Origin of the sequence: Rhodovulum strictum (genome assembly GCF_009649175.1) — a bacterium.
In the GTDB taxonomy this organism is placed as follows: domain Bacteria; phylum Pseudomonadota; class Alphaproteobacteria; order Rhodobacterales; family Rhodobacteraceae; genus Rhodovulum; species Rhodovulum strictum.
Genome location: NZ_WJPO01000007.1, coordinates 82,964 through 107,950 on the forward strand (window position 1 = coordinate 82,964; position 24,987 = coordinate 107,950).

The following is a 24,987-nucleotide window of genomic DNA, read 5'->3' on the forward strand; positions in this document are numbered from 1 at the left end:
GGCGCATCCGATGACCGACACCCCCTGGTGGCATCCATCCCGCCATGCCGACCGCCGCCCCGTCCTGCTGGCGCGCAACCGCATCCAGGGCGCGATCCGGGGCTGGCTGGCCGAGCAGGGATTCACCGAGGTCGATCCCGCGGCGCTGGCGATCAGCCCCGGCAACGAGGCGCATCTGCATGCCTTTGCGACCGAGGCCATCGGCAATGACGGGGTGGCGCGGCGGATGTATCTGCATACCTCGCCCGAATTCGCGATGAAGAAACTGCTGGCCGCGGGCGAGACGCGGATCGCCGCCTTTGCCCATGTCTGGCGCAACCGCGAAAGCGGCCCGCGCCACAGCCCCGAATTCACCATGCTGGAATGGTATCGCGCGAACGAGGATTACACCGTCCTGATGGACGACGTGGCCGCGATGCTGCAAATCGCCTGCCGCGCGGCGGGCAGCACGCTGCTGCGCCACGCCGGGCAGGACTGCGACCCGTTCCAGCCCTATGAGCGGCTTTCGGTGGCCGATGCCTTTGCGCGCCATGCCGGGATCGACCTGCTGGCGACGATCCGGCGCGATGGCGCGACCGACCGCGACGCCCTGGCGGCGCAGGCGATGGCGGCGGGGCTGCGGGTGGGGGCGGACGACACATGGTCCGACATCCTCAGCCGGGTGCTGGTTGCGCGCATCGAGCCGCATCTGGGGCTGGGCCGGATCACCATGCTGGACCGTTACCCGGCGGCCGAGGCCGCGCTGGCGCGCGCCTGCCCCGACGACCCGCGCGAGGCCGAGCGTTTCGAGGTCTATGCCTGCGGGGTCGAACTGGCGAACGGCTTCGGCGAATTGACCGACCCGGCCGAACAGCGCCGCCGCTTTGCCGCCGAGATGGACGAGAAACAGCGCGTCTACGGCGAACGCTATCCGCTGGACGAGGATTTCCTGGCCGCGCTGGCGCTGATGCCGCCCGCCTCGGGCATCGCGCTGGGATTCGACCGGCTGGCGATGCTGGCCACCGCCGCGCCGCGCATCGCGGATGTGCTCTGGACCCCGGCGGGCTGAGCCGCTGCGCCCGCTTCAGCCCATCAGGGCCGACAGCGGCATGACCAGCAACAGCCCCGGCAGCATGTTGGCGACGGGAAAGGGGGCGATGGCGCAGATGCGCAGCCCGGTCGCCAGCATGATGATGCCGCCCAGCGACGAGAAATCGGCCACCATCGCAGGCGTCAGCATCGGCATGATCCACATCCCCAGCAGCAGGAACCCCATCTGCGCCACCAGTTGCGGCACCGCGATCGCCGCGACCGACAGGCCCAGTTCGGCGGCAAAGATGCCCGCGGTGACCAGATCGAGCATCGCCTTGACCAGCAGGATCGAGGGATCGCCCGTGATCCCCTCGTTCATCGCGCCGAAGATGCCGGTGCCCGAGGCGACGAACAGCACCAGCACCGCCACCAGCCGGTCGGCATGGGCCGCCGCGGGCAGCCCCTGCCCGCCCATGGGGGGCACCAGCCGGTCGATCAGGCGGCGCAGCGCGCCCGCGGCGCCGGTCAGCCGGGACTCGATGCGCAGGAGTTCCCCGGCGACGGTTCCCACCAGCAGCGCCATGATGACCGGCGGCAGCGCGTGGACGCGCACGATCATCGCCACGCCCATCCCCATCGCGGCCAGCCCCAGCACCAGCACCAGCCGGGCGCGGGTGGCTTCGGACAGGCGGTGCCCGGCAAAACTGCCCAGAACGCCCCCGGTCAGGGTACAGAGGGCATTGGCAATGGGTCCGATCATGGCGCCTCCGGGCTTTGCGGGGTCAGGGTTGGCTCAGGCCGAAAGCCGCTCTGCCCGCTCAGGGGTGCGCGCCGCCGCCGCATTCAGGCCGCGTTCGGCAAGGCGGCGGATCTCGGCCGGGTCGGGGGCGTGCTCGGCCACCGCGGCCATGCGCACCCACAGCGCCGCCTCGAAAAGCCGGGCCGAGAGCATCGCGAAATCCCACGCCCCTGCCGACGGGTCGGCCGCCGACAGCAGCGCCGCACGGGCGGTTTGCCAGAGCTCTGCCAGCCGCGCAACCTCGGGCGCGCCCTGCGAAAGCTCTGTCACCAGCGCGGCAAAGCCCGCGGCCGCCGCCCCGCCCTTGTGGCGCAGCAGCCGGCCCGCCAGCGCCCCGGCATGGATGCCGTTCGCGCCTTCGTAGATCGCGGTGATGCGGGCATCGCGCCAGGTCTGGCCGATCCGGTATTCCGACAGGTAGCCGTAGCCGCCCAGAACCTGGATGCCCAGATCGGCGGCGCGGATGCCCGCCTCGGTCGCGGCGATCTTGCACAGGGGCGTCAGGAACTCGACCAGATCGGGCCGCGCGCCGCGGTCAAGTTCGACCAGCGCGACATGGCACATCGCGCGGCTGACCAGTTCCAGCGCGCGCTGGTCGTCCAGCATCCGGCGCACATCGGCATGATCGGCCAGAACCGCCGGGCTGCCATCGGCCCGCCGCCCCTGCCGCCGCTCGGCGGCATAGCTGCGCGCGATGTCGCCCGCCCGCGCGGCATGGGCCACCCCCTGCAAGGCCACGTCCAGACGCGCGTGGTTCATCAGCGTGAACATCGCGGCCAGCCCCTGCCCCTCTGCACCCACCAGTTCGGCGGGCGCATCGGCAAAGGCAAGCTGGCAGGTCGGCGAGGCATGCAGCCCGATCTTTTCCTCGATCCGCGTGACCGCGATGCCGTTTGCGCCGAACGGCCCGCCGCTGCGGCACAGGAACAGCGACAGGCCGCGGACGCCGTCCTGGGGCGGGCCGGAGCGGGCCAGCACCAGATGCAGGATGCTGTCCGACAGATCCTGCCCGCCGCCCGAGATGAAGATCTTTTCGCCGTTCAGCCGCCAGCCGTCGCCGTGGCGGGTTGCCCGGCAGCGGATCGCCCCCAGATCGGACCCCGCGCCCGGCTCGGTCAGGCACATCGTCGCCAGCGCCGCGCCCGAGACCAGATCGGGCAGGTGGCGGGCGCGCTGGTCCTCGGTGCCAAAGCGCATCAGCACCCGCGCCGCGCCGGGCACCAGCGCGGTGACCATCTGCAACGCATGGCAGGCGCCGGTAAAGATTTCCGACACCGCGCCATGGATCGGCCCCGCCAGATCCTGCCCGCCGAATTCCGCAGGCAGCGCCAGCGCGTGCCAGCCCTGCGCGACATAGGCGCGATAGGCATCGGCAAAGCCGTCGGGCAGGCGCACCCGGCCACCCTCCAGCCGACAGCCCTGGCGGTCGCCGGTCTCGTCCAGCGGCGCGATCACGCCCTCGGCGAAGGCGGCGAAATGGCCCGCGATCTCGGCCGCGAAACCGCCATCCCAGCCCGGCAGGGTATCGGCCCCCGCCACCGGCCCCATGGCGAACAGGATGTCGCCGAGCGGCGCGGCAAAGGGCTTCATGCCGCAACCCCCAAGAGCCGCATCGCGTTTTCCTTGAGGATCAGCGGGCGCACCTCGTCGCGGAACGGGGCCTTGTCGAAGGCATCCAGCCATTTCCCGGGCGAGATCATCGGCCAGTCCGAGCCGAACAGCATCTTGTCCTTCAGCAGCGTGTTGGCATAGCGGATCAGGATTTCGGGAAAGTATTTCGGCGACCAGCCCGACAGGTCGATATAGACATTGGGCTTGTGCGTCGCGACGGCCAGCGCCTCCTCCTGCCAGGGGAACGAGGGATGGGCCAGGATGATCGGCATGTCGGGGAAATCCACCGCCACATCGTCGATATACATCGGGTTCGAGTATTTCAGCCGCATCCCGTTGCCGCCCCGCATCCCCGAGCCGACCCCGGTCTGGCCGGTATGGAACAGCGCGGGCTTGCCGGTTTCGGCGATTGCCTCGTAAAGCGGCCAGGCCAGCCGGTCATTGGGAAAGAACCCCTGCATCGTGGGATGGAACTTGAAGCCCTGAACGCCGTACTCGGCCACCAGCCGCCGCGCCTCGCGCGCGCCCATCTTGCCCTTGTGCGGGTCGATCGAGGCAAAGGGGATCAGGATATCGGCATGTTCGGCGGCCAGTTCGGCCACCTCCTCGTTGCGGTAGCGCCGATAGCCGGTTTCGCGTTCGGCATCGACCGGAAAGATCACCGCGGCGATGTTCTGCTCGCGGAAATGCGCCGCGGTCTGCGGGATGGTGGGCGGATGCGACCAGGGCGCCCCGAAATATTTCGCCATGGCCGATTGCAGGTCGTCATAACCGTCATCGGCATGGCAGCCACAGGGTTCCTCGGCATGGGTATGAAAGTCGATCGCGCGGACCTTGGAAAAATCTACCATGATTGCCTCATACCCGGATCAGGCCGGGATCCTCGTTGTCGTAAAGCCGTTCCAGAAGGTCGGCGCGGCGGGTGATGATCTTGCGCACGTTGAGCGAGCCCTTGTCCGTGACCTCGCCATCCTTCAGCGAGGGTGGCTCGGCCAGGATCAGCGCGCGCGATATCCGCTTGGCCGAGCCGGTGGCATGGCGCGCCATCTCGCGCATCACCGCCTCGATCTCGAACTGAAGGATCGGGTCGATCACCGCCCCTTCGGAGGTGTTGTCGCCATGCACATGGTCGGGCCTGGGAAAGATGAACAGCCCGATCTCGCCCCGGTCATGGCCGCAGATCACCACGTCCTGAACCAGATCGCGCAGATGCTCCAGCGCCTCCATCCGCAGGCGCCCGGCCTGGACCCAGGTGCCGGTGGTCAGCTTGAAATCCTCGGACACGCGGCCGTCAAAGACCAGCCCCCGCTCGGGATGGGCCGGATCGACGAAGCGCACCGCGTCGCCGGTGATGAAAAACCCCTCGTCGTCAAAGGCGGCGGCGCTGCGGTCCGGGTCGTTGAAATAGCCCGGCATCACGTTCGGGCCGCGCACCCGGATTTCGCAGCGTAGATCCTCGTCGGGGATCAGCTTGACCTCGACGCCGGGCAGCGGCACGCCGATCACGCCCGAGCGGTTGACAGGTTCGTGCAGCATCACGCAGGCGGGCGCGGTTTCGGTCAGGCCCCAGCTCGAGATCATCAGCGGCACCCGGCCCCCGACCTCCATGGCGAACTCCTCGAGCCTGCCCCACACCTCCTGGCGCAGCGAGGCGCCCGCGTAGAAGATCAGGTCCAGATCGCGGAAGAACGCCTCGCGCAGGGCGCGGTCCTGTTCCATCTCGTGGACCAGCATCGAATAGCCCACCGGCACGTTGAACGACAGCGTCCCGGCCCGCGCGCGGATATTCTCGACCGAGGTGGGAAACCCGGCCGAAGTCGGCTTGCCATGGTCGATGCAGAGCGTGCCGCCATGGGCCAGCATCATGTTGACATTGTGCGACCCGCCGAAGACGTGGTTCCACGGCAGCCAGTCCACGATCCGCGGCGGGCGCAGCTTGAGGAACGGCAGCACCGAGGCGATCTGCGCCTGGTTCGCGCACATCATCCGCTGCGTGGTCAGCACGCCCTTGGGGTCCGAGGACGAGCCCGAGGTGAACAGGATCTTGGCCAGCGTGTCGGGGCCGACCGCGGCATGGGCGATATCGACCTCGGGGCCGGGCATGGCGGCCAGCAGATCGGCCAGCGGCGTGACGGCCCGGCCCGCCCCTTCGGGATTCGCGGCCACGATCTCGACGCCCGCCAGTTCCGGCAGGGCCAGCGCGGCGGCATAGGTGGCGGCATCCTGCGCAAAGGCCATGCCCGGGCGCACCTTGTCCAGCACATAGACCAGCCGCGGATGGGCCTCGGGGATCAGCGAATACTGCTCGGCCACGGGCACCACCGGCACGCCGACATATTGCGCCCCCAGCGCCAGAAGCGCGTGATCGACGCCATTGCCCGACAGGATGACGATGGGCGTCTGCTGGCCCATGCCGCGGTCAAGCAGGGCGGCGCCGATGGCGCGGACATGGGCCAGCACCTGCGCATAGCTCAGTTCGCGCCAGTCCGCGCCGCGGCGTTCGGCCAGGAACACCCGGTCGGGGCAGACCGCCGCCCAGCGATGCAGCCACGCGCCGGTATTCGACACCACGGGATCAAGCGGGTGATCCGAGCGGAAGATCATGCTGCCATCGGCGCGGTAGTCCAGATGCGCCTTGTGCGGCAGGTGATGGGGCTGGACGGGACATTCCTTGGCAGCGACGTTCATGGCGTCTCCTCTCCGCTGCGCCCGGACGGCGCGGCCGCCTCGACGCGGTTCAACAGATCCTTCAGCAGTGTCCGTTCCTCGGGCGACAGGCGGGCCAGCACGCGGTTGTCATGCTCCTGCACGCGCTTGCAGGCGGTGGCCCACATCCGCTGCCCGGCCAGCGTGGCGCGCAGCGCATAGGACCGCCGGTCGCCCTCGACCTTGTTGCGCGAGATCAGGTCCGCGCCTTCCAGTTCGTCCACGATCAGCACCACGCCCGAGCGTTCGATATGCAGCGCCTGGCCCAGAATGGTCTGGGTGATGTCGGGATTCTCGATGATGACCGCCAGCGCCGAGAAGGTGGCAGGCCGCAGCCCCAGCGCCTCGATGGTGGGGCGGATATCGGCGTCGATGGTCAGATAGGCGCGCTTCATGTTGTAGCCGATGAACTGGCGCAGGTTGGCATCGCTCAGCCCGGCGGGCGCGGGGGGGGCGGTTCGTCGGGGGCGTGTCATGTCGCGGCCTCCTTTTACATGATGACCTGGACAAGCCAGAAACTGAGGGCGGGGAAGGCGACCAGCAGGCCGATCCTGACGAATTCGGCCAGGATGAAGGGCAGCGTGCCGCGAAAGACCTGCGCGGTCGTGATGTCGCGCGCCATGGCCGAGATGACGAACAGGTTCATCCCCACCGGCGGCGTGATCATCCCGATCTCGACCACGACCAGCGTGATGATCCCGAACCACAGCGCCTGGTGTTCGGGCGCCAGTCCGAATTCCAGCGCCATCATGGTGGGGAAGAAGACCGGCACCGTCAGCAGGATCATCGACAGGCTGTCCATCACGCAGCCCATCAGCAGGTAGAACAGGATGATCGCCAGCAGCACCGTCATCGGCCCCAGCCCGGTCGCACCGACCCAGGCCGCCATCTCGGCCGGCAGGCGCGACAGCGCGAGCGCGACGTTGAAGATGTCGGCGCCGAAGATGATCGCAAAGATCATCGCGCTGCTCACCGCCGTATCTATCAGGCAGTCCAGCAGGATCCGCGGCGTCAGCCTGCCCGCCAGCAGCCCCGCCAGCGCGATCGCCACGACCCCGACCGAGGCGCCCTCGGCCGGGGTGAACAGCCCGCCATAGATGCCGCCCAGCACCCCGCCGAAGATCGCCACGATATGCCAGATGCCCGCCAGCGCGCGCAGCCGGGTGCGCAGCGGCGCGCGCGCGTGGCGCGGCCCTTCGGCGGGGAACAGGCGCACCCAGATCGCGATGGCCAGCATGAAGCCGATCACCGCCAAGGTGCCGGGGATGGTGGCGGCAAGGAACAGCTTGACGATGTTCTGTTCGGTCAGCAGCGCATAGATGATGAGTACCACCGAGGGCGGGATCAGGATGCCCAGCGTGCCCCCCGCCGCCAGCGTGCCCGCGGCCAGCGCGCCGGAATAGCCGTGGCGGCTCATCTCGGGCAGGGCGACGCGCGCCATGGTCGAGGCGGTGGCCAGCGACGAGCCCGAGATCGAGCCGAACATCGCGCAGCCCGCCACCGTGGCCATCGCCATGCCGCCGCGGAAATGGCCGATCCAGGCATTCGAGGCGGCGAACAGCCGGCCCGAGATGCCGGTCAGCGTGGCGATGTTGCCCATCAGGATGAACAGCGGCACGATGGCCAGTTCATAGGACAGGAACTTGTCCGGCCAGGCGGTCGAGAGATAGGCGGCCAGCGCCCCGGGACTGGCCAGCAGCATGTAGCCCACGGCCCCGATCCCGCCCATGGCCAGCGCGATGGGGGCGCGCAGGAACACCGCCGCCAGCAGGACCGCGATCATCACGAGGGCAAGTGAAATGGGGTCCATCACGGCCACTCCGCATCGGGTTCGCGGCCGCGCAGCAGGGCGGCGGCGCTGTCAAGGGCCACTAGCGCCGACAGCCCGGTGCCAAGGATCGCGGGCAGCCAGACCCACCAGACCGGCACGCCCAGCAGCATCGTCCGGTCGCCATAGGCGCGCATCTCGATCATGCCATGGCACAGCCGCCAGCACAGGAACGCCCAGGCCAGCGCGAACAGCGCGGTCCAGAGGCCATCGAGCTGCAAGCGCGAATGCCGCGGCAGCCAGGCGGTGAACAGGTCCACCAGCACATGGCCGCGGCGCAACTGGCACAGCGGCAGGAACAGGCTGGCGCAGGTCGCGCAGACGATCTCGGTCAGTTCGAAATCGCCCCGGATGCCACCAAGCCCAAGGTTGCGCATCACGACCGAGGCGGTGACCGCCAGCGACACCGCAAAGATGGCCGCCCCGCCAAGGGCGGCCGACAGGCTGCACAGAAAGGCCAGGCCCCGGCGCAGCGGCGGCTGGGCCGCATGGTAAAGCGGGTCGCGGCGGTCCATCTGCCGCCTCAGCCGTCCAGCAGCGCGTTGGCGCGGGCCATGATCGCGGCCCCGTCCAGCCCCGCGGCGTCAAGCTTGGCCTGCCATGCCGCATGCACCGGGATCGCCATCTCGCGCCAGCGCGCGATCTCGTCGGCGGCGATCTCGTGGATGGCGTTGCCCGCGTCCTCGACCACCTTGCGGCCGACCTCTTCGGACACGTCGAAATTGCGCCCCAGCCGCTGCGACAGCGCGGGCCCGGTGGCGGCGTCGATCACGCCGCGCAGGTCGTCGGGCATGCGGTCATAGGATCTCTGGTTCATCACCAGCGCGAAGGTGTTGGTATAAAGCCCCCGCGCGCCCGAGGCGGCGGCGCTGTGCTCGCGGGTCAGTTCGTGCAGCTTCAGCGCGGGCACCGCCTCGTAGGGCAGGCAGCAGCCGTCGATCACGCCGTTGGACAGGCCCACGACCATTTCCGTCACCGGGAAGAAGACCGGTTCCGCCCCCAGCGCGGCCAGCAGGTCGCCGGTGCTCTTGTTCGGGCTGCGCACGCGCTGGCCGCGCAGATCGGCGGCCCCGGTGATCGCGGTGCGGCGCATGTGGAACTTGCCGCTGGCATGGGTGTGGAAGGCCAGCGGCCGCACCCCCGCATATTCGCCCTGCCCGAACTCGTCCATCAGGGTCTGCATCGCGACCGAGGTCTGTTCGGCCGTCGTCGCCATGAAGGGCAGCGACAGCGTTTCGGCCACCAGATAGCGGTCGGGGGTATAGACGGTCAGCGTCCAGGCGATATCGACGATGCCGTTGCGCGTCTGGTCCACCAGTTGCGGCGGCTTGCCGCCCAGCTGCATCGCGGGATAGATCTGCACCGCGATCCGGCCGCCCGACGCCTCGGCCAGTTCCGCGGCCCAGGGTTCGAACACCTTGGTCTGGGTCGTCGTGGTCGCGGGCATGAAATGGTGCAGCCGCAGCGTCACCTCGGCCGCATCCGCCCGGCCGACCAGCGCGGGTGCAGCCAGCGCGGCGCCGAAAGTCGCGAGCATCCCGCGACGGGTCAGGGGTCTGGTCATCGGTCTTCCTCCCTTGCGTTGCATGTCGAAACCGGCCCTCCCAAGCCGGGGGTGCGGCCCCGGGGGCCGCTACCTGAATCTGGGCGGGCGCTTTTCCAGAAAGGCGCGCAGCCCCTCCTCGGCGTCGCGGCTGGTCTGCGAGACCGCGGCACACAGGCTTTCGGTGAACAGCCCGTCCTGGCGCGACATGTCGTCGATCCGGCTGATCGCCTGGATCATCATGAAATTGGAAAGCCCGGCATTCTCGGCGATCTGAAGGGCAAGCTGGCGGGCCCGCGCCAGCGCCTCGCCCTCGCCCACCAGGTAATGCGCAAGGCCCAGCCGGTGCCCGTCCTCGGCGCTGTAGCTGCGCCCGGTCAGCATCATCTCGCACATCCGGTCGGCGCCCAGGATGCGCCCCACGCGCACCGTCGCGCCGCCGCCGACAAAGATGCCGCGCCGCCCCTCGGGCAACTGGAACAGCGCCGAGGGTTCGGCGATGCGCACATGGGTCGAGGCGGCCAGTTCCAGCCCGCCCCCGATCACCGCCCCGAACAGCGCCGAAACCACCGGCAGCCCCGAGAACTGGATCAGGTCCATCACCCGATGCCAGTTGCGCGAATGGCGCATCGTCGATTCCGCGTCGCGCATCACATGCTCGGACAGGTCGAGCCCGGAACAGAAATGCCCCTCGCTGCCGGTCAGGATCGCCACCCGGATGCCCTCGGGCGGGCGGGCAAAGAACGCCTCGATCTCGGCCAGCAACTCGTCGCACATGGCGTTGCGCTTGCCGGGGCGGGTCATCGTCAGCGTGGCAATCGGGCCGTCAAGCGCGACATCCAGCAGCGGGCGGGGCAGAGGGCGGTTCATCGGTCGGTCTTCCTTGCAGGTCTGTGTCGATGCGCTCAGCGCGGTTGCAGCCGCACCGCCCCGTCAAGCCGGATCACCTCGCCGTTCAGGAACGGGTTGCGGACGATCTGCTCGACCAGAAGCGCGTATTCCTCGGGTGCGCCCAGCCGCGGCGGGAACGGGATGCCCGCGGCAATCGCGGCCCGCGTCTCGGGCGGCAGGCCATCGGTCATCGCGGTCTCGAACAGGCCCGGCGCGATGGCCATGACGCGGATGCCCTGCCGGGCCAGTTCGCGCGCCGCCGGCAGCGTCAGCGCGGCAACCCCCCCCTTGGAGGCGGCATAGGCGGCCTGTCCGATCTGGCCATCCTGCCAGGCGACCGAGGCGGTGTTGACGATCACGCCGCGGGTGCCGTCCTGGTCCAGCGGCGCAAGCGCGGCCATGCGCTGCGCGCCATGGCTCATCATCACATAGGTTCCCAGCAGGTTGACCCGCAGCGTCCGCTCGAACGTCGCGATGGGCAGCGTGCCGTCGCGCGGCAGGATGCGCGCCGCGGTGCCGATGCCCGCGCAGTTCACCACGATGCGCGGGGCCGCGCCGAACGCGGCAACCACCTTGTCAAAGGCCGCCTCGATGGCGGCGGGGTCGGCCACATCGGCGGCCAGCGCAAGCCCGCCGATCTCCTGCGCGACGGCCTCGGCGGCGGCGGCGGACTGGTCCAGCACGCCGACGCGGCAACCCTGCGCGGCCAAGTGCCGCGCCGTCGCCCGGCCCAGCCCGCTGCCCGCCCCCGTCACCAGTGCCGTCCCGAATCGCGCGACCATTGGATGCCTTCCCAACTGTTATTCGGTAAAACAGTATCGGTTTGGGATAACCTGTCAACGACTCGTTTACCCCCGGGCAAGGGCGCGCGCAGGCCCCGGCCTGAGGGGCGCGCAAGGCATTGTCGGAAAAGGGGAATACCGGCGTGCCGGGCGGCCCTAGGGCGCGGCGCAGGTCCGGGCCATCGCGGTGGCCAGCGGCTGCGCCGGGCCGTTCTGGCGACCCCACCGGGCCAGGCGGCGCATGTCGATCTGGCGTTTTGTCCTCAGCGGCAGGACCATGGGGCCATAAAGCGACTCGGCCGGCAGCAGGCCCAGAACGGCGTGGGCAAGCTCGGGAAAGCGGCCCAGAAATCGCTGGCGCGTGGCGCTGTCCAGCGCGGCAAAGGCCCGGGGGCCGGGCCAGAAACTTTCGACCGCCAGCCCCTCGGCCCAGATCAGCGCGTGCCGCTCCAGCATCAGGTGGTGATAGCCGATGCCGCCCTCGACCGGGCCGGACGTGACGCCCGGCACGCCCAGATCGGCCAGATGGCCCGCGCGCGCCAGCCAGCCGGGCCGCCCGGCCGGACCCAGCCGGACCGCGTGCTGGCGCGACAGACAGAGCCGCCCATGGTCGCCAAGCGCGCCCGCCGCGATCCGGATCGGGGCATGGCGCGGGGTGCGGGTCATCTCGTCGGCCTCGACCCGGCGGGCGGCGGCGAACAGGATGGGGCGGGCAACCGGGGCGCCGCGCCCGTCCCAGGACAGGACCGGATCGCCCACGCGCAGCACCTCGACCGGGCGGGGACCATCGGGCGTGGCGATCCGCGTGCCTGCGCCGATGCAGGTGATGCCCATGGCCTGAAGCGTCTCGATCGAGGCGACCTGTTGCGGCGTGATGCCCAGCAGCGTCACCCGCTCGCCATCGGGAAAGACCAGAATGGCGTTGCCCGCCCCGTCATCCTCGATCACGAGATCGCGCGCCCGGACCCGATTCCCATCCTGGTCGAGAACGGTCGAGACGTCGAACTGGTCGCGCGTGTTGCCGTCGACCATGGTCATGTCGAAATCGGTGACGGTGTCCCAGCCGCTGCCCGGCCCCAGAACGATCAGGTCGGACCCGCCCCCGGTGGTGATCCGGTCATTGCCCGCGCCGCCGATGATCGTGTCGTTGCCCGCGCCCATCGTGCCCAGAACGATCGTGTCGTTGCCGTCGCCGCCATGGACAAGGGTGTTGCCGCCGAAGTCGGTGATGTAGTCGTCGCCCGCCCCGCCATCCAGCGTATCGTTGCCCCAGCCGCCGAACAGCGAATCGTTGCCATCGCCGCCGAACAGCTGGTCATCGCCATCGCCGCCGCTGAGCACGTCATCGCCCGCCCCGCCATGGATCGTGTCGTTGCCGTCCCCGCCTTCGAGGAAGTCGTTGCCGCTGCCGCCGATGATGCTGTCATTGCCCGCCCCCGCATTGACCGTGACCCGCGCGGTATTGGCCGAGGCGTCGATGGTATCCGCCTGGTCGGTGCCGGTGATCGCCTCGATTTCCGAGAATACGCCCGTGCTGCCCCCGACAAAGGCATAGGTTCCCGCCTCGGCCCCGGTAAAGGTGACGGTGACGCCGCCCGCGGAAGGCGTCGAGGTGAACCGGATCGCGTCGTAATCGTAGCCGGTTTCGCCCCCTTCGATCAGGTCCGCGCCATCATTATGGCCGATGATGAACAGGTCCGACCCCTCGCCGCCCAGCATCGTGTCATTGCCTGCGCCGCCGATGATGGTGTCGTTGCCGTCGCGGCCATGGATGAAGTCGTCGCCCTCGTCGCCATGGACCAGGTCGTTGCCCGCCCCGGCCTCGATGACATCATTGCCCGCGCCGCCGTAAAGCGTGTCGTTGCCATCATTGCCGTCGATCGAATCGTTGCCATCGCCGCCATAGATCAGGTCGTTGCCATCGCCGCCTTCCAGCGTGTCATTGCCCGCGCCGCCATGGATTTCGTCATCGCCGCTATCGCCATAGATGCGGTCATTGCCCTCCTCGCCATAAAGCGTGTCGTTGCCCTCGTTGCCGTGGATCACGTCATCGCCGTCGCCGCCCAGCACGACATCGTCCCCGTCCCCGGCAAAGATGGTGTCGTTGCCCGCGCCGCCGGTGATGTAGTCATGGCCCGCCTGGCCCGCGATGTAATCGTCGCCCGCCCCGCCATGCAGCGTGTCGTCGCCCGCCCCGCCATCGAGAACGTCATTGCCATCGCCGCCAAAGATCAGGTCGTTGCCGTCGCCGCCCAGGATCGTATCGTTGCCCGCGCCGCCATGAACCGTGTCATCGCCGCCGCCCGCATGGATGTCGTCGGCATGGATGCCCCCGACGATGACGGCGGCCAGTTCGGGATCCTGCACCGGGGTCGAGATCGCGGAATACAAGGGCGGGTTGACCGCGGTATCGGTCCAGTTGGCGATCTGGTAGGTGACGCCGGGTTCAAGCTGGCCATCGGCGACATAACCGGCCAGCGCGCCGTTCAACAGCACCTGATAGACCGTGATGGTGCCGCCTGCCGGGCTGCTCAGCGTCGTGGAATAGCCCAGCCGGACATGGCCAGAGCCCAGCGGCGTGCCGCCGGTATCGGTGATCGTGGCGGTCTGGGTGTTGTCCTTCACGACATCGGCGGCACCGTGAAAGGTGGCGTCGTCATCCGTGACGGTGATCACCAGCCGGTCGGTCGCCCCCACGAAGGACGGATCGAGCATGAACAGCGACCCGACCGTGGGCGCCCCGCCCCCCTCGATGATGAAGGCCGGGATGGCATATCCGCCAAGGACATAGGTGGCCATGGGCGCGCGCCTTTCGCCATGTGTTGCTGACCCTGGCCAAGGTCTTCGCAGGGCGGGGCTAAGGATCGGTTACGATCCGCCGCGCAGGCCGCAGATTTCCGGGGGGGGGGGCGGGCAGGCTCAGACGTCGAACAGGTCGCCCAGTCCGAAATCGTCCAGAAAGCCGTCTTCCTCGGCCAGCGCCGCGGCATCCAGCGCGCCAAGGCCGGGGTCAAGCCCCAGATCGTCGGCCACCGCGGCAAAGGCCGCCTGCATCTCGCCCGACAAGGTCAGCCCGGCCAGCACGGTGCCAAGCCATGCCCCGCCCGCCACGGCAAGCCCGGTGCCCAGCAGCCCCGGCGCGCGCGGCGGGTGCCGGGCGGGGGCGGCGCTGGCGGCGTCCAGCAGGTGAAGGCGGTTGATAAGCTCGGGATCGCCCGAGGCGAGGATCTTCTGCCGCGCCTCCTCGGCGCGGCGGGCACGGTCGGTCATGGTATCTCTCTCCTGTCTGACGGGGGAAAGATAGGTGCCCGGCCGCGATCCGCCAGCCGCGGATCACAGCGCCGCGAGCAGCCGGGCCGCACTTTCCACCCCGTCGATCACCGGCACCGGCAGCGCCGCGCGCAGATGCCCGGTCAGCCGCGCCATGCCCGCACAGCCCAGCACCACCGCGTCGATGCCATCCTCGGCCGCCGCGCGCGCGGCCTCGTCGGCGATGCGGCGAAAGGCGGCGTCGGGGTCGTGTTCCAGGTCCAGCACCGGCACCTCGCTGGCGCGCACCCGGCCCAGATGCCCGCCAAGCCCCGAGCCGCGGATATTCGCCTCGATGATCGGGACCGAGACCGACAGCGTGGTGACGACCGAGAACCGCCAGCCGCGCAGCGCCGCGATGTGATAGGCCGCCTGCCCGATGCCGATGACCGGACAGCGCGCCAGCCGCCGCGCCTCGTTGAGGCCGGTATCGTCGAAACAGGCGATCGCCACGCCCGCCGCCCCCGCCCGATCCGCCTTTGCGACCAGGTCCAGCAGCGGCGGCACCGCGGCGGCGCCATCCTCGGGGCCCTGGATCGCGGCGGGGCCATGGGTCGAGGTCCAGCCCTCGAACAGGGCGCCGGGTTGGGCGGCGCGGGCCATGGCCAGCACCTGTTCGGTCATAGCGGCGGTGGAATTGGGGTTGATGAAGACAAAGGTCATCGGCCTAGACCATCCCCTTGCCCGCATCCGACCCGGCCCGCGCGCGGCGGCGGTTCAGCGCCCAGACGGTCGCCAGAAAGACGCCGATGACAAGGAAGGAAAACAGCGTCGTCAGCGTTCCCAGCGCAAAGATCACCGGGGTCGTGACATTGGTGGTCATGCCGTAGATCTCCAGCGGCAGGGTGTTGCGGCTGCCCGCGGTCAGCAGCGTGCGGGCAAATTCGTCATAGGACAGCGTGAAGCCGAACAGCGCCACCCCGATCAGCGAGGGCGCGATGATCGGCAGCACGACATGGGCGATGGTCTGCCACGGGCTGGCGCCCAGATCGCGGGCGGCTTCCTCATAGCTCTTGTCGAAGCGGTTGAAGACCGCGAACATGATCAGCAGGCCAAAGGGCAGCGTCCAGGTCAGTTGCGCGCCAAAACCGCTGGTCGACCAGTGCACGTCAAGGCCCGTCTGGTTGAAGATCAGCCCCACCCCCAGCGAGATCAGGATCGAGGGGATCACCAGCGCCGTGACGACAAGGTAGAACAGCACGCCCGAGCCCGCGAACCGCTTGCGAAAGGCCAGCCCGCCCATGACCGAGACGACGACGGTCGTCACCATCACCATCAGCCCCAGCGCGAATGACCGCCGGAAGCTGCCCCAGATATCGCCCACCGCCTGTTGCTGGAACAGGTCGTGGAACCAGTGCAGCGACACGCCCCGCATCGGAAAGGTCAGCCCGCCCGTGGGCCCCTGAAAGGACAGGATCGCGATGGTCAGGGTGGGGCCGTAAAGGAACAGCAGGAACAGCCCGAAAAAGGCGGCCAGCGGATAGAAGGAACGGGGGCGGCGGCGGTCCATGTCACAGCTCCTTGCGGATATCGACAAAGCGCAGCAGCGTGCCGATCACCATCAGCACCGTGACCAGCAGGATCACCGCCGTCGCCGCGGCCGAAGGGTATTGCAAAAGCGCGATGTCGTTCGAGATCAGCCGCCCGACATTGGCCGACTGGCTGCCCGACATGAAGCGCACGGTGATGAAATCGCCCATCACCAGCGTCACGACGAAGATCGAGCCGATCATGATGCCGGGCTTGCACAGCGGAATGATGACATTGGTCAGGATCTGAAAGCCGCTGGCGCCCGCGTCATTGGCGGCCTCGATCAGGCTGCGGTCGATGCGCATCATGGTGTTGAAGATCGGCACCACCATGAACAGCGTGTAAAGGTGGACAAAGGCCAGGATCACCGAGAAATCCGAGAACAGCAGCCATTCCAGCGGCTCGTCGATCACCCCCCAGGAGATCAGCGTGGAATTGGCCAGCCCGTTGCGCCCCAGGAACGGAATCCAGGAAATCATGCGGATGATGTTCGAGGTCCAGAACGGGATCGTGCATAGCAGGAACAGCGCGATCTGCCAGGTCTGGCTGCGGACATGGAAGGCCAGGAACCAGGCGACCGCAAAGCCGATGCCCAGCGTCAGCGCCCAGGTGACCAGCGCGTATTTGAACGTGTTCAGAAAGACCTGCAAGGTGACGGGCGAGGTCAGCAGGAAATGGTAATTGTCGAATTCGAAGGCCGGGTAGATCGAGAACTCGGTCGCGCCCCAGAAGCTGACCACCACGATCATCAGGATCGGCAGCACCAGAAAGAACGCCAGCACCGCCGCCAGCGGCGAGGCCAAGAGCCAGCCCGTCAGATGTCGGTTCCTGAAAAGTGCGGCCATCGGCATGTCCTGTCGCAAAGGGCAAGGACCGGCGCGCGCAAGGGTCGGGCGCGCGCCGGGAGGGTTCAGGCCGTCAGGCGGCGATGAACTCGTTCCACTTGCGGACCATGTACTGGTTTTCGTCCATCACCGCGTTCCAGCAGGCAACCGCGCCCATGCGGTCGTAGAACGATCCGCCGTCGCGCACGTCGCCCGCCTGCGCCATCGGCTGGCCCTGCGGGTTGGTGATGGTGTCGGTGGCGGGCTTGCCCTCGAACCAGTAGCCCCATTCGTTTTCGGACATGAAGTCCTTCGAGGTTTCGGGCACCGCCGAGTAATAGCCCTGCCGCATCAGGAAGCCGCCGACCCAGCCCGAGAGATACCAGTTGATGTATTCATAGGCCGCATCCAGCGCGAGCCCCGACAGGTTCGCCGACAGCCCGATGCCGCCGCCCCAGGACCGATAGCCCTCTTTCAGCGGCTGGTAGACGCAAGGAATGCCGCGCGACTTGACCGCGGTGATGGCGGGCGACCACATCGACTGGATCACCACCTCGCCCGAGGCCATCAGGTTCACGCTTTCGTCGAAGGTCTTCCAGAAGGCGCGGAACTGGCCGGCCTTCTTGGCCTCGGTAAAGATCGCCATGGTCTTGTCGATCTCTTCGCGGGTCATGTTGCCCTTGTCGCCATAGGCGATCTCGCCCATCGCCTCGCAGACCATGGCGGCGTCCATGATGCCGATCGAGCTGATGTCCAGGATCGACGCCTTGCCCCTGAATTCGGGGTTCAGCAGTTCCGTCCAGCTTTCGATGGGCCGGCCGATCAGGTCGGGGCGGATGCCCAGCGTGTCGGCGTTGTAGATCGTCGGGATCAGCGTCATCCAGCCCGACTCTTCGGCCACGAAATCCTTGCCGCCGGGACCAGAGGTAAAGCCCACGCTATGCGGCGCGGTGCCCTGCGCGATGGTGCTTTCGGGCGTCAGCTTGCCATTGCGGAAGATGCCCACGATCTTGTCGTAATTCGCGATCTTCGAGGTATCCATCGCCTGAAGGTTGCCGGTCGGCCAGACCTTCTTGCAGATCCAGTATTCGATATCGGCGATGTCGAAGGATTTCGGCTGGGTCGCGGCACGCTGGGTCACGGCATCGCTGTCAAGCGCGGTCATTTCCAGCGTGAAGCCCAGGTCTTCCTTGACCTTCTGCGCCACCTCGTTGAGGTTCGAAACCCCCGTTCCGAACTGGCGCAGCGTGATGTCCTTGATGTTCTGCGCCCAGATCATCGGCGCCGGAAAGGCACTGGCGGCCACGCCCGCGGCGGCGCCCGTCAGCAGGGTCCGGCGGCTCAGGCCGGTCTTGGGTGCTTGGGTCATCTGTCTCTCCATGATGGACGTCTGGTGTCACGCATTCAGGGCGTGCAGGTTGGCGTCGTCCCAGCTCAGCCCGACACCGTCGCCGGGCTGGATGGGTTGGACGAAATACTGCTCCTCGGGCAGAAGCGCGGTGATCTCCTGATCGCCCGCGGTCATCAGGGTCAGCGCGACGCTGGCGCCCTGATATTCGATGCCGGTCACGCGCCCCTCCATCCTGCCCTTGTCGGGGCCGGTGACGGCGATCCGGTCGGCACGGATGGCGAAATGGCCCTGCGGCAGCGCGATCACGTTATGACCGCCCATGAAACGCGCGACGAATTCGGTCCGCGGCGCGTTGAACACCTCGCGCGCGGGGCCGGCCTGTTCGATCCGGGCGTTGTTCATCACCACGATCTCGTCGGCCAGCGCCAGCGCCTCGTCCTGGCCATGGGTGACATGGATGAAGGTGATCCCCAGTTCGCGCTGGAGCTTCTTCAGCTCGGCCCGCATGCGGATGCGCAGGAACGGGTCCAGCGCGGACAGCGGCTCGTCCAGCAACAGCACCTGCGGCCGGGTGATCAGCGCCCGCGCCAGCGCGACGCGCTGCTGCTGGCCGCCCGAAAGCTGCGCGGGCAGCCGGTCGGCCAGATGCTGCATATGCACCAGTTCCAGCATCTCGCCCGCCTGCCTGCGCCGGGTGTCGCGGTCGATGCCCTTCATCTTCAGGCTGAAGGCCACGTTGTCGGCCACGCTCAGATGGGGAAACAGCGCGTAGTTCTGGAACATCATCGCGGTGCCGCGACGGGCGGGCGGCAGATGCGCGATGTCCTGCCCGCCCAGCACGATGGCCCCGTCCGAAACATCCTCGTGGCCCGCGATCATCCTGAGCGTCGAGGATTTGCCGCAGCCCGACGGTCCCAGCAGGCAGGCATAGCTGCCCGCGTGAAACAGGTGGTGAATGCCGTCCACCGCAAGGCTCTGTCCGTAGCGCTTGGTCAGGGCGACAAGTTCAAGATCCAGGTCCGATCGCATGGGCATGTCCATCGCTGCTGACCCACCCTGTCGCGGGGGCGGGGCCGGGGAAACAGTGGCGCGGGCCGGGACGGGGCAGATTCGTCAACTGCCCGCGGAATGGGCGATTGTCGGCAGGAATGTCCGCAAGTGGTGCGCAGATTGTATACGATCCTGTGTCCGAAGCTGCCCCGCCCTCGCGAATCTTGAGCCATGGCCGGGATTTCGCCAAACAGGGGCAGACGGGCGCCCCGCCCTGCCGCAGGAAAGCGATCCATTGAACCAGCCAGGCCTACCCACCGCGCATGTGGCCGGTCGCGACAGCGGCCGCGCCTCGCGCGCGCGCGAGGTGGCCGACAGCCTGACGCGGGCGATCCACGAACACCGGCTGGGGCCGGGGATGAAGCTGTCCGAGGACGAGGTGGGCGAGATTTTCGGCGTCAGCCGGACCATCGTGCGCGCCGCGCTGCAACAGCTTGCCCATGACCAGCTTGTGACGATCGAACCCCATCGCGGCGCCTTTGTCGCCCAGCCCTCGGTGCGCGAGGCGCGCGAGGTGTTCGAGGCGCGCGCGCTGCTGGAACCGCGCACCGCAAGGTCCGCCGCGTTGCGCGCCACGCCCGAGGATATCGCGATCCTGCGCCGCCACATCGCGCAGGAACATGCCGCGCTGCATGCCGGTCAGGACGGCGCGGCACTGCGGCTGTCGGGGCTTTTTCATATCGAGATCGCGCGCATCGCCGACCAGGCCACCATCGCCGAATTCATCGGCCAGCTTGTGTCGCGCTCGTCGCTGGTGATTGCGCTGTACTGGCGGCGGCGCAACGCGCTATGCGAAAGCCACGCCCATGACGCGCTGCTCAAGGCGCTGGCCGACCGCGACGGCGCACTGGCCGAGGAATTGATGAAGGGGCATCTGCTGGACCTGTTGTCCTCGCTCGACCTGCGCGAGGCGCCGGGACAGCGGCGCTCGCTGAAAGAGGCATTGGGGGGACCATGACATACAGGGCGATGCGCCGCGCGGAACTGGACCGCGTGCTGGGCTGGGCGGCCGAGGAAGGCTGGAACCCCGGCCTCGAGGATGCCGAGCCCTTCCACGCCACCGACCCCGAGGGGTTCTTCGTGGCCGAGGCCGGGGGCCGCCCGGTGGCCGCGATCTCGGTGGTCAACCATTCCGACAGCATGGCCTTTCTGGGGCTTTACATCTGCCATCCCGACCATCGCGGGCAGGGGATCGGGTTCGGGCTGTGGCGCCATGCGCTCGACCATGCCGGGGCGCGCAGCGTCGGGCTTGACGGGGTGGCCGCGCAACAGGCAAATTACGAGAAATCGGGCTTCGTGCGCGCAGGGCGCACGGTGCGTTATTGCGGGGTGCTGCCGGGCAGGCCCCATCGGGGGATCGGCCCGTCCGGGGCGCGCGACCTTCCCGCCCTGATCGCGCTGGAGGCCCGCGCGACCGGCTATGAAAAGCCGCGCTTCCTGGCGGCCTGGCTGTCCGACACCGCCACCCGCAAGACGCTGGTGGCCCGCACCGAGGGCGAACCGACGGGACTGGTCACGATCCGCCAATGCCGCGACGGCTTCAAGATCGGCCCGCTTGCCGCGCGCAGCGAAACGGTGGCGGCGGCGCTGATCGAGGCGGCCGGCGTCGTGACCGGCGAGGCGCGGACGATGATCGACCTGCCCGAGGGGCAGGACTGGCTTGCCGCACATTGCCGGTCGCTGGGATTTGCGCCGGTCTTCGAGACGGCACGCATGTACAAGGGTCCGGCGCCCCGGGGCGGCGGGCTGATCGCGGCGGCGGCAACCCTGGAACTGGGCTGACACGCCGCGCTCACGGTCGGGAATAACGCTTCGAACCGGATTGAAGCGCGGGTCTTAAGGCTTTTCTCACAAGTTTCGGCGATGGGTTCAGACCATTGTTCGAACTGGAGAGCGAAATGCTCCTGGACGGTGACATCCCCGATTTCGGCGCGTTGATCGACGCGATGGGCGGCCCGGCCTGGATCATGTCCGGCGAGGGCGTCGTCGCCGCCGCGAACGCCGCCTTCGTCACGGGGCTTGCCGGACAGGGGCCGGACCGGATCGCCGGTCAGCCCTGTGCGCAGCTTGTCGCCCCCGGGGATGCCGCGGCGCTGTCCGATGCCTGCCGCGCGCTGCGCGAGGGCACCCTGCCCGCAATCCGGCTGAACCTTGCGCTGCGCACCGCCAAGGGGCCGCCGCGGCGGCTGGACTGCCTGCTGACGGCGCTCCGCCAGGATGGCCGCCTTGCCGCGATACTGGCCCAGGGCCAGACGCTGCCCGACAGCGCGCCCGGGGACAGCCCCCCCTGCCAGATGGCCCAGTGCCCGCAGCGCGACGAGGCCCTTGAACGGGCCGAGATCCTGCGCATCGCCACCACCAAGGGCAATGTCGTCCCGTGGTACCGCATCCCCGATACCGGCGCCTCGTGGTTCGGCGCGAATATCAACGCGCTGCTGGACCTGCCCGACGAGGTGGTGCTGACCTCGCCGGAATTCCGCAGGCTGATCCATCCCGACGATCTGCCCACCGTGGTCGAGGCCCATTCCGCCATCGAGCGGGGCGAGACCGAGACCTACGATATCGACTTCCGGGTGCGGCGGGCCGATGGCTCCTGGCTGCTTGTCACGTCGCGGGGCCGCAAGATCGACCGCTCGGCGCAGGGCCTGCCCTACATGATCTGCGGCAGCTTCGTCGACATCACCGGGCGCAAGACCACCGAAGACCGGCTTGCCGCCGCCCTGGTCGAGGCCGAGGCCGCGCATGAGGCGGCGCTTATGCGCGAACAGATGCTCAAGCTCAGTTCCCTGCGCGGCGGCATCGGCCATTTCACCGTCGTCCCCGGGCAGGCGGGCGGCCGGGCAACGAATGCGACCTATCGGCTGCTGGGCTATGAACCGGGGGCCTTCCCCTCGACCGATGTTGGCTGGCGCAGCCTGATCCATCCCGACGACCTGCCCGGCGCTGCCGCCGCGATGGATGCGCTGCAACAGCGCCGCACGACGATCTACGAACACGATCACCGCCTGCGCCATGGCGATGGCAGCTATCACTGGTACCGCGCCGTGGCCAGCTGGGTCGAACGCCCCGGCGCCGCGCCGCCGCGCCTGCTGGCCGGGGCGATCATCAACATCGACCATATCAAGGAGAACGAGGCCAAACTGGCCGAGGCCGCCGAGGCCGCCCGCCGGGCAAGCCAACGGCTGAACACCCTTGCCGACAACGCGCCCGCCGCCCTGTTCGAACATCGCGAGGATGCCGGCGGCGCCGTCGACCTGCCCTATTTCAGCGCCCGCCTGCCCGAGCTTCTGGGCGTTCCGCGCGAGGATCTGCTGGCCGATGGCGCGGCCGGCGTCCGGTATATCGACCCCGAGGATCTGGCCGATCTGGCCGAACGTATCCGCCATTCGCGCGATACGCTGACGCCGCTCGATACCCGCTATCGCCTGCACCACCCCGAAAAGGGGCTGCGCTGGATGATGCTGTCCTCGATCCCCTTTGCCCAGCCCGATGGCGCGGTGATCTGGTACGGCAATGTCTTCGACGCGACCGAACAGACCGAGGCCGAACGCCGCGCCGCCGAGGCCGCCGAGGCGCTGCACATCGCCCATGAACGGCTGAACACCATGGCCGAAAGCGCGCCCGGCGCGCTGTTCGAAGACCGGTTCGAGCCCGATGGCACAAGCTGGTTTCCCTATTTCAACGCCAAGATGCCCGAGCTTTTCGGCGTCACGGCCGAAGCGCTGCGGCGCGACGGCAAGTCGATCTATCGCCACATCCCGGACGAGGACAGGGCGCGGATCGACGCCGATTTCGCCATTCGCCGTCAGGACATGTCGCAGATCGAGTTCCGCCACCGCATCGACCATCCGCAGCGCGGCCTGCGCTGGGTGCTGGTCTCGGCGATCCCGGTTGCGCATCCGGATGGGGCGGTCAGCTGGTACGGCAACGTGATCGACATCACCGAGCAGCTCGAGGTCGAGAACCGCGCCGCAATTGCCGCCGCCGCCCTGCAACGCGCGCACGAACAACTGTCCTCGGTCGCCGAGGTCGCGCCGGTGGGCCTTTACGAATTCCGCTGGCTGGGACCCGAGAGGATCCGCTTCACCTATACCAGCGCGCATTTCGAAAAGCTGGTGGGCTATTCGCGGGCCGAAATCCGGCGGCTTCAGGGCGGCATCCTGCGGCGGCTGCATCCCGACGATCTGGCGACCTATACGCTGGGCATCGAGGAAAGCTCGCGCACGATGACGCCGCGCCACAACCGCCTGCGAATCCTGCATCCCGAACGCGGCACCGTCTGGCTGAGCGCGGTCGCCGCGCCGCGGCTCGATCCCGACGGGGTGGTGGTCTGGACCGGCGCGCTGCTCGATGTCACCGCCGATGTCGAGCGCGAGGCCGCGCTCAAGCGCGCGCACCGGCTGGCCGAACAGGTCCGCGCCGAGAACGAGCGTCAGGCCCTGCATGACGGCCTGACCGGGCTGCCCAACCGGCGCTATTACGACCAGCGCCTTGCCCGGCGGCTGGAGGGGGCGCGCAATGGCGGGCCGGCCGATTGCACGCTGATCCGCATCGACCTTGACCGGTTCAAGTATGTCAACGACACGCTGGGCCACGAGGCGGGCGACCGCGTGCTGATCCGCGTGGGCGAGATTCTGCGCGACTGCCTGCGCGCGGGCGATTTCGCGGCCCGCATCGGCGGCGACGAATTCTCGGTGCTGCTGGCCCCGCTCACCTCGCGCGCGGGCGCGACCGAACTGGTCGAGCGGATCCGCGCCGGCCTGGCCCAGCCGGTGCTGTATGACGGGCGGCTCTGCCGCTTCGGCGCCAGCTTCGGCATCGCCGAGACGCGCGACATCCTGGGCATCGCGGGAGAGTTGCAGATCTTTGCCGATGCCGCGCTCTACCGGGCCAAGGCGGGCGGGCGCAACCGGATCGAGTTCTTCACCCCCGAACTGCATCGCGGCATCCTGAACGACCGCCGCGTGGCCTCGGAACTGCACGAGGCGCTGGAGCACGACCAGTTCCTGCCCTTCTTCCAGCCCCAGATCTCCAGCCGCGACAACAGCCTTGTCGGCGTCGAGGCGCTGTTGCGCTGGCGCCATCCCACGCGCGGGCTGGTCGCGCCGGATGCCTTCATGAACGTGGCCGAACAGCTTCGGATCGTGCCCGATATCGACCGGCTGATGATGGAGAAATCGCGCGCCACGCTGGCCCGCTGGCGGGCGCGCGGGCTTTTCGTGCCCAAGATCAGCTTCAACGTGTCCTCGGGGCGGATGCACGATCCCGACGTGGTGTCGCTGGCCCGCGAGATGGTGGCCGAGGATACCCGCGTGACCTATGAACTGCTGGAATCCATCCTCGTCGAGGAGGAGAGCGAGGATTTCCGCAGCCATCTGGAGATGGTCCGCCAGGCCGGGATCGAGATCGAGATCGACGATTTCGGCTCGGGCCATGCCTCGATCATCGGCCTGATGGAAATCGCGCCCACCGCGCTCAAGATCGACCGCCGGATCGTCGCGCCCGTGGCGCATGACGACCGGTCCTGCCACCTTGTCCGCGCCATTGTCGAGATAGCCGAAACCCTGGGCATCGCCACCATCGCCGAGGGCGTCGAGACCGAGGATCAGGCCGCGCTTATCCGGCAGCTCGGCTGCGACATCATGCAGGGCTACCTGTTCGCCCGCCCGCTGAACGAGGAGGATCTGTTCGACTACGCCACGACCGCGTTTCGCCGCAGCGCCTGATCGCCGGACCGGGGCGGCGGATATCG

At 68.5% G+C, this 24,987-nt stretch carries 21 protein-coding genes; 4 read left to right on the forward strand and 17 right to left on the reverse strand.

Features of this window, described 5'->3' with window-relative positions:
• Positions 1-10: 10 nt before the first annotated feature.
• Positions 11-1,048 carry an EF-P lysine aminoacylase EpmA gene (gene epmA, locus GH815_RS06690; protein ID WP_153747982.1) on the forward strand — a complete coding sequence of 346 codons (1,038 nt, stop codon included), beginning with the start codon at positions 11-13 and terminating at the stop codon, positions 1,046-1,048.
• A 15-nt stretch (positions 1,049-1,063) separates the two neighbouring features.
• Here the strand turns inward: epmA and GH815_RS06695 are convergent, their stop codons facing one another.
• The 17 genes from GH815_RS06695 to GH815_RS06775 form a co-directional block, all read right to left on the reverse strand.
• Positions 1,064-1,771 carry a DUF554 domain-containing protein gene (locus GH815_RS06695; protein WP_153747983.1) on the reverse strand — a complete coding sequence of 236 codons (708 nt, stop codon included), beginning with the start codon at positions 1,769-1,771 and terminating at the stop codon, positions 1,064-1,066.
• 33 nt (positions 1,772-1,804) lie between these two features.
• Entirely contained in the window at positions 1,805-3,400 is a 1,596-nt protein-coding gene (locus GH815_RS06700) for an acyl-CoA dehydrogenase family protein (protein WP_153747984.1), read from the reverse strand.
• Positions 3,397-4,272 carry an amidohydrolase family protein gene (locus GH815_RS06705; protein WP_153747985.1) on the reverse strand — a complete coding sequence of 292 codons (876 nt, stop codon included), beginning with the start codon at positions 4,270-4,272 and terminating at the stop codon, positions 3,397-3,399. The genes GH815_RS06700 and GH815_RS06705 overlap by 4 nt, the downstream gene beginning before the upstream one ends.
• Positions 4,273-4,279: 7 nt before the next feature.
• Positions 4,280-6,109 carry a feruloyl-CoA synthase gene (locus GH815_RS06710; protein WP_153747986.1) on the reverse strand — a complete coding sequence of 610 codons (1,830 nt, stop codon included), beginning with the start codon at positions 6,107-6,109 and terminating at the stop codon, positions 4,280-4,282.
• Positions 6,106-6,603, reverse strand: a complete 498-nt coding sequence (locus GH815_RS06715; protein ID WP_153747987.1) for a MarR family winged helix-turn-helix transcriptional regulator — start codon at positions 6,601-6,603, stop codon at positions 6,106-6,108. Before GH815_RS06715 ends, GH815_RS06710 begins: the two co-directional genes overlap by 4 nt.
• Before the next feature lie 14 nt (positions 6,604-6,617).
• A complete protein-coding gene (locus tag GH815_RS06720; RefSeq protein ID WP_153747988.1) occupies positions 6,618-7,937 on the reverse strand; it encodes a TRAP transporter large permease in 1,320 nt (439 codons plus the stop codon).
• Positions 7,937-8,470, reverse strand: coding sequence for a TRAP transporter small permease (locus GH815_RS06725; protein ID WP_153747989.1), 534 nt, complete (start codon positions 8,468-8,470; stop codon positions 7,937-7,939). The genes GH815_RS06720 and GH815_RS06725 overlap by 1 nt, the downstream gene beginning before the upstream one ends.
• Positions 8,471-8,478: 8 nt before the next feature.
• The gene (locus tag GH815_RS06730) at positions 8,479-9,519 is read right to left on the reverse strand and encodes a TRAP transporter substrate-binding protein (RefSeq protein WP_153747990.1); all 1,041 of its coding nucleotides are present in this window, start codon (positions 9,517-9,519) and stop codon (positions 8,479-8,481) included.
• A gap of 69 nt (positions 9,520-9,588) precedes the next feature.
• Positions 9,589-10,368: a crotonase/enoyl-CoA hydratase family protein gene (locus GH815_RS06735; RefSeq protein WP_153747991.1), complete on the reverse strand. Its 780-nt coding sequence runs from the start codon at positions 10,366-10,368 to the stop codon at positions 9,589-9,591.
• Positions 10,369-10,403: 35 nt separating this feature from the next.
• Complete coding sequence (locus tag GH815_RS06740) at positions 10,404-11,171, reverse strand: SDR family NAD(P)-dependent oxidoreductase (RefSeq protein ID WP_153747992.1); 768 nt, start codon at positions 11,169-11,171, stop codon at positions 10,404-10,406.
• Between the two features lie 156 nt (positions 11,172-11,327).
• On the reverse strand, positions 11,328-13,970 hold the full coding sequence (locus GH815_RS06745; protein WP_153747993.1) for a Hint domain-containing protein: 2,643 nt from the start codon (positions 13,968-13,970) through the stop codon (positions 11,328-11,330).
• Positions 13,971-14,090: 120 nt separating this feature from the next.
• On the reverse strand, positions 14,091-14,441 hold the full coding sequence (locus GH815_RS06750; RefSeq protein ID WP_153747994.1) for a hypothetical protein: 351 nt from the start codon (positions 14,439-14,441) through the stop codon (positions 14,091-14,093).
• A 63-nt stretch (positions 14,442-14,504) separates the two neighbouring features.
• A complete protein-coding gene (locus GH815_RS06755) occupies positions 14,505-15,143 on the reverse strand; it encodes an aspartate/glutamate racemase family protein (protein WP_153747995.1) in 639 nt (212 codons plus the stop codon).
• A gap of 4 nt (positions 15,144-15,147) precedes the next feature.
• A complete protein-coding gene (locus GH815_RS06760) occupies positions 15,148-15,990 on the reverse strand; it encodes an ABC transporter permease (RefSeq protein ID WP_153747996.1) in 843 nt (280 codons plus the stop codon).
• A gap of 1 nt (position 15,991) precedes the next feature.
• The gene (locus GH815_RS06765) at positions 15,992-16,855 is read right to left on the reverse strand and encodes an ABC transporter permease (protein ID WP_153747997.1); all 864 of its coding nucleotides are present in this window, start codon (positions 16,853-16,855) and stop codon (positions 15,992-15,994) included.
• Positions 16,856-16,928: 73 nt separating this feature from the next.
• The gene (locus GH815_RS06770; RefSeq protein ID WP_153747998.1) at positions 16,929-18,203 is read right to left on the reverse strand and encodes an ABC transporter substrate-binding protein; all 1,275 of its coding nucleotides are present in this window, start codon (positions 18,201-18,203) and stop codon (positions 16,929-16,931) included.
• Between the two features lie 27 nt (positions 18,204-18,230).
• Positions 18,231-19,214, reverse strand: coding sequence for an ABC transporter ATP-binding protein (locus GH815_RS06775; RefSeq protein ID WP_153747999.1), 984 nt, complete (start codon positions 19,212-19,214; stop codon positions 18,231-18,233).
• Between the two features lie 286 nt (positions 19,215-19,500).
• On the opposite strand from GH815_RS06775, the gene GH815_RS06780 reads away from it, so the two are divergent.
• From GH815_RS06780 to GH815_RS06790, 3 genes are all read left to right on the forward strand, one after another.
• A complete protein-coding gene (locus GH815_RS06780) occupies positions 19,501-20,193 on the forward strand; it encodes a GntR family transcriptional regulator (protein WP_407072167.1) in 693 nt (230 codons plus the stop codon).
• Entirely contained in the window at positions 20,190-21,017 is an 828-nt protein-coding gene (locus GH815_RS06785) for a GNAT family N-acetyltransferase (protein ID WP_153748001.1), read from the forward strand. Before GH815_RS06780 ends, GH815_RS06785 begins: the two co-directional genes overlap by 4 nt.
• A 116-nt stretch (positions 21,018-21,133) precedes the next feature.
• Entirely contained in the window at positions 21,134-24,961 is a 3,828-nt protein-coding gene (locus tag GH815_RS06790) for an EAL domain-containing protein (protein WP_153748002.1), read from the forward strand.
• Positions 24,962-24,987 lie beyond the last annotated feature (26 nt).

Excerpts from the sequence above, each read along its gene's own strand:
- epmA (WP_153747982.1), top strand. The coding sequence starts at position 11 with ATGACCGACACCCCCTGGTGGCATCCATCCCGCCATGCCGACCGCCGC.
- GH815_RS06695 (WP_153747983.1), bottom strand. The coding sequence starts at position 1,771 with ATGATCGGACCCATTGCCAATGCCCTCTGTACCCTGACCGGGGGCGTT.
- GH815_RS06700 (WP_153747984.1), bottom strand. The coding sequence starts at position 3,400 with ATGAAGCCCTTTGCCGCGCCGCTCGGCGACATCCTGTTCGCCATGGGG.
- GH815_RS06705 (WP_153747985.1), bottom strand. The coding sequence starts at position 4,272 with ATGGTAGATTTTTCCAAGGTCCGCGCGATCGACTTTCATACCCATGCC.
- GH815_RS06710 (WP_153747986.1), bottom strand. The coding sequence starts at position 6,109 with ATGAACGTCGCTGCCAAGGAATGTCCCGTCCAGCCCCATCACCTGCCG.
- GH815_RS06715 (WP_153747987.1), bottom strand. The coding sequence starts at position 6,603 with ATGACACGCCCCCGACGAACCGCCCCCCCCGCGCCCGCCGGGCTGAGC.
- GH815_RS06720 (WP_153747988.1), bottom strand. The coding sequence starts at position 7,937 with ATGGACCCCATTTCACTTGCCCTCGTGATGATCGCGGTCCTGCTGGCG.
- GH815_RS06725 (WP_153747989.1), bottom strand. The coding sequence starts at position 8,470 with ATGGACCGCCGCGACCCGCTTTACCATGCGGCCCAGCCGCCGCTGCGC.
- GH815_RS06730 (WP_153747990.1), bottom strand. The coding sequence starts at position 9,519 with ATGACCAGACCCCTGACCCGTCGCGGGATGCTCGCGACTTTCGGCGCC.
- GH815_RS06735 (WP_153747991.1), bottom strand. The coding sequence starts at position 10,368 with ATGAACCGCCCTCTGCCCCGCCCGCTGCTGGATGTCGCGCTTGACGGC.
- GH815_RS06740 (WP_153747992.1), bottom strand. The coding sequence starts at position 11,171 with ATGGTCGCGCGATTCGGGACGGCACTGGTGACGGGGGCGGGCAGCGGG.
- GH815_RS06745 (WP_153747993.1), bottom strand. The coding sequence starts at position 13,970 with ATGGCCACCTATGTCCTTGGCGGATATGCCATCCCGGCCTTCATCATC.
- GH815_RS06750 (WP_153747994.1), bottom strand. The coding sequence starts at position 14,441 with ATGACCGACCGTGCCCGCCGCGCCGAGGAGGCGCGGCAGAAGATCCTC.
- GH815_RS06755 (WP_153747995.1), bottom strand. The coding sequence starts at position 15,143 with ATGACCTTTGTCTTCATCAACCCCAATTCCACCGCCGCTATGACCGAA.
- GH815_RS06760 (WP_153747996.1), bottom strand. The coding sequence starts at position 15,990 with ATGGACCGCCGCCGCCCCCGTTCCTTCTATCCGCTGGCCGCCTTTTTC.
- GH815_RS06765 (WP_153747997.1), bottom strand. The coding sequence starts at position 16,855 with ATGGCCGCACTTTTCAGGAACCGACATCTGACGGGCTGGCTCTTGGCC.
- GH815_RS06770 (WP_153747998.1), bottom strand. The coding sequence starts at position 18,203 with ATGACCCAAGCACCCAAGACCGGCCTGAGCCGCCGGACCCTGCTGACG.
- GH815_RS06775 (WP_153747999.1), bottom strand. The coding sequence starts at position 19,214 with ATGCGATCGGACCTGGATCTTGAACTTGTCGCCCTGACCAAGCGCTAC.
- GH815_RS06785 (WP_153748001.1), top strand. The coding sequence starts at position 20,190 with ATGACATACAGGGCGATGCGCCGCGCGGAACTGGACCGCGTGCTGGGC.
- GH815_RS06790 (WP_153748002.1), top strand. The coding sequence starts at position 21,134 with ATGCTCCTGGACGGTGACATCCCCGATTTCGGCGCGTTGATCGACGCG.